Source organism: Bacteroidales bacterium, from assembly GCA_018334875.1.
Lineage (GTDB): Bacteria > Bacteroidota > Bacteroidia > Bacteroidales > UBA12077 > JAGXLC01.
This window is the reverse complement of the sequence record JAGXLC010000444.1, coordinates 1-3,289: the sequence shown is the minus strand read 5'-3', so window position 1 is coordinate 3,289 and position 3,289 is coordinate 1. Positions and strand designations below refer to the sequence as shown.

At 40.8% G+C, this 3,289-nt stretch carries 6 protein-coding genes; 5 read left to right on the top strand and 1 reads right to left on the bottom strand.

All coding sequences use genetic code 11. The features are described 5' to 3' along the window. The 5 genes from KGY70_19545 to KGY70_19525 all read left to right on the top strand — a co-directional run. Nucleotides 1-233: TrkA C-terminal domain-containing protein (locus KGY70_19545; GenBank protein MBS3777398.1), on the top strand; the 233-nt coding region annotated here is incomplete at its 5' end. A 78-nt stretch (nucleotides 234-311) separates the two neighbouring features. Further along, nucleotides 312-566, top strand: coding sequence for a DUF1841 family protein (locus KGY70_19540; GenBank protein ID MBS3777397.1), 255 nt, complete (start codon nucleotides 312-314; stop codon nucleotides 564-566). A 204-nt stretch (nucleotides 567-770) separates the two neighbouring features. After that, nucleotides 771-1,160, top strand: a complete 390-nt coding sequence (locus tag KGY70_19535; protein MBS3777396.1) for a VOC family protein — start codon at nucleotides 771-773, stop codon at nucleotides 1,158-1,160. Nucleotides 1,161-1,197: 37 nt separating this feature from the next. Further along, nucleotides 1,198-2,151: a nitrilase family protein gene (locus tag KGY70_19530; GenBank protein MBS3777395.1), complete on the top strand. Its 954-nt coding sequence runs from the start codon at nucleotides 1,198-1,200 to the stop codon at nucleotides 2,149-2,151. 60 nt (nucleotides 2,152-2,211) lie between these two features. Further along, nucleotides 2,212-2,412, top strand: a complete 201-nt coding sequence (locus tag KGY70_19525; protein MBS3777394.1) for a hypothetical protein — start codon at nucleotides 2,212-2,214, stop codon at nucleotides 2,410-2,412. Nucleotides 2,413-2,504: 92 nt separating this feature from the next. Here KGY70_19525 and KGY70_19520 read toward each other — a convergent pair whose 3' ends face one another. Further along, nucleotides 2,505-2,951 (bottom strand): hypothetical protein, encoded by a 447-nt coding sequence (locus KGY70_19520; protein ID MBS3777393.1) that lies wholly within the window; start codon nucleotides 2,949-2,951, stop codon nucleotides 2,505-2,507. Nucleotides 2,952-3,289 lie beyond the last annotated feature (338 nt).

Genomic DNA, 3,289 nt, shown 5'->3' with positions numbered 1-3,289 from the left:
CCGAGTTTAAAGTCACGGCTGTACGCGTGGAGGCTGACAGCGGTGATGTTGTTGGAAAATCTATTGCAAAAGCCAATATAAGAAACAAATATGGCATAAATATTCTGGCCATTTTGAGGAAAAATGATATCATATATCCGGTATATCCGAATGAAAAGCTCCTTTACAACGATCTCGTTTACGTAAGCGGCGATCCGGAAAATATTGAAAAATTTCATAAGGCGGTAAAATAAAATGTCATTGGATGTTTTTAAAAACCATAGAATCGGAAAAACGATACTTATTCCAAATAATTATAAAAATCAAGAATTATGGAAACCAACGAAAATTTAAGAGAACAGATATTTGTGGTTATAAAGAACCAAATGGAGGAGAACAATCCACCGGAGACCAATGAAACCTATAACAGGCTTATTAAGGAAGGCTACAGCGATTTTGAAGCCAAACAACTGATCGGCCAGTGCGTGGCAGTTGAATTGTACAATTTGCTTAAACATAGCAAACCATTTGATGAAAAGCGGTATGTAAGGAACTTAAAGCAACTTCCTGAAAAGCCCTTTGAGTAATAGCAGGTGGTTACATGCAAAACAAGTAGATGGGTTAACAGATATCAGTTTTTCTCCTACGAAAACGCCAAACTGGCCGACGGCAGGCGAAAGCACCAAAGTACACCAAAATCAGTTTTACAGATATTCATGTTTTGGTGGCATTTGGTGTTTTGGAGATTTGGTGGCAAATATTCTGTTCTTTAAATCATCCAATTTAACTTTATGAAAATACATCACATTGCCATCTGGGTTAAAGATCTTGAAAGGATGAAACGGTTTTATGAATATCACTTTCAAGGTACCGCAGGAGAAAAATACCACAACCCAAAAAAGCAGTTCGAATCTTACTTTATATCTTTCGCCGGGGGATGCAGGCTGGAACTGATGCATAATCCGGACATCCCCGGGATGCAAAATAACAACCTTGAACAGTACCCGGGTTTGATCCATTTTGCCATCTCAGTGGACGGCAAAGAGAAGGTGGATGATCTGACGGAAAGGTTAAGAAAAGATGGTTTCCGGATTGTAGGAGAACCCAGAACCACCGGTGACGGATGTTATGAAAGTATCGTACTTGACCCGGAGGGCAATCGTTTAGAAATCACGGAATGAGGCTCATATTAGTGTTCAATTTAAAAAGAAAAATATAATGGAGAAACTAAAAGCATCTACCGTGCAGTTTGAGCACAAAAGCGGCGACAAAGCCTATAACCTGTCTGTAATCGACCACTTTTCCAAACAAGCTGCAGAGGAAGGATCAAAGGTAATAGCCTTTCATGAATGCTGCATCACGGGGTATACATTCACACAAAATCTTTCGGAGCATGAGATGCTTGACCTGGCCGAGTATCTGCCCGAAAGCAGCAGCATAAAAGAATTAACAGAGATATCCCATAAGCATGAAGTGACCATTCTGGCCGGTTTGTTTGAAAAAGACCATGAAAACCGGTTATACAATACCTATGTTTGTGTCAATTCATCCGGGCTGGTGGCCAAACACAGGAAGATCCATCCCTTCATCAATCCCTGTCTTTCCCCGGGAGACCAATATACTGTTTTTGATCTTCACGGCTGGAAATGCGGTATATTGATCTGCTACGACAACAACATCATAGAAAATGTGCGGGCCACGAAGCTGTTGGGTGCTGATATCATTTTCATGCCGCATGTTACCATGTGCACGCCATCCTCTCGGCCCGGTGCAGGTTTTGTGGATCCAAAACTCTGGGAAAACCGTGAGGATGACCCCACCTCGCTGAGAATAGAATTTGACGGATTAAAAGGAAGGGCCTGGCTGATGAAATGGCTTCCGGCAAGGGCTTTTGATAATGCGGTTTATGTTGTTTTCGCCAATCCCATAGGTCTGGATCATGATCAGCTCAAGAACGGCTGCTCTATGATCATTGACCCTTTTGGGGACATCCTTGCTGAATGCAGAAGGCTGGGTGATGATATGACAACGGCACTCCTTGTACCTGAAAAACTCACGCAGGCAGGGGGAAACCGCTACCTTAATGCCAGAAAACCCCGTTTGTACCGGGATATTATCGGACAGTATCATGAGCCTGAACAAAAGGTAAGCTGGAAAAACCATGATGAATAACATTTATAAAACCCATATATTAAATTTTTTATCATTCGGTTGACCCAAAAAAAAGCCAATATGAAAGGATGGAAATTTATAAGGCAATTCGCCACAATCTTTATAGTGGTTTTTCCTGTAACACTTGCTGTAAGCTATTTGTACAACCTAATAGCCCATGGCACAACGGTTGTTGACTGGGAAACAGCATTCCGCTTTGCCATTATCTTTGGTATTATTTTCCCGTTAATGGAAGTGACAGGTAAAAAGAAAAAAGGTTGAACGGAGAAAAGAGAGCTAATTATAAAGCAGTGTCTCCACCAGCGGCTCTTTCAGCCGGGTGGAGACACTGCTTTTGTCTGATTTTTGTTGTTTTACAAGCTTACTATATGACTGCCTTCCTCAGTGAGAGTTTTCGTGAGTACTTCATCGGTTTTTCCCACTTCCACACCAATCTGTTTCATTTGTTCCGTAACTCCATACTGATCCGTAAGGAACTCCGAAGTCTTAACATGAAGGCCTTTGTCAATCATTGAGGCAAGCTTGTTTTGAGTCTGATCGTTCTCAGCTAGCACTTTAACAGCAGGCCCCCATATAATCAATGTTAGTCCATTGCCGGATTTGCCATCAAGATGTTTATGCGCATAGGGTACAATGCTCTCTGTAAATACATCCCGGTCTTCAGCAGTCCACAACAGGTTTACTCCTTTATTCTCTTTTTGAACCGTTTTAAGGGCTTTTTGCGGACTCTGAGACTGTGCCTGACATGTCAATACAGCCGGGAACATCAATATAGCCAGAATAAATGCCATACGTTTCATAGCTAAAGGATTTTGATTCCACAATATAACCGGAAACTGCATTTCCCGGAATTTTATACATTGATATGACCTTGATCCCAGGTGCATTCCGGTATCTGTTTCTAATTTTTTAACGATCCCTTAAAGGAATATATTTCAAAAAAATCCTTTATGCAGAGGAACATGCACAAATCCTGGAAAATAAACAGAAAATCAATGTATAAGCCGAACCATAAGCAAATAAAGCTTCTTCGTTTACAAATAAGGAGAATGCCTGACCTTCCTTAGTTCAAGCTAGAATAAAAATATGGTTTAAATTATGTCATTCCTTAAAAATTAGAACAAATAACTATCCTTTC

Excerpts from the sequence above, each read along its gene's own strand:
- KGY70_19540 (MBS3777397.1), top strand. The coding sequence starts at position 312 with ATGGAAACCAACGAAAATTTAAGAGAACAGATATTTGTGGTTATAAAG.
- KGY70_19535 (MBS3777396.1), top strand. The coding sequence starts at position 771 with ATGAAAATACATCACATTGCCATCTGGGTTAAAGATCTTGAAAGGATG.
- KGY70_19530 (MBS3777395.1), top strand. The coding sequence starts at position 1,198 with ATGGAGAAACTAAAAGCATCTACCGTGCAGTTTGAGCACAAAAGCGGC.
- KGY70_19525 (MBS3777394.1), top strand. The coding sequence starts at position 2,212 with ATGAAAGGATGGAAATTTATAAGGCAATTCGCCACAATCTTTATAGTG.
- KGY70_19520 (MBS3777393.1), bottom strand. The coding sequence starts at position 2,951 with ATGAAACGTATGGCATTTATTCTGGCTATATTGATGTTCCCGGCTGTA.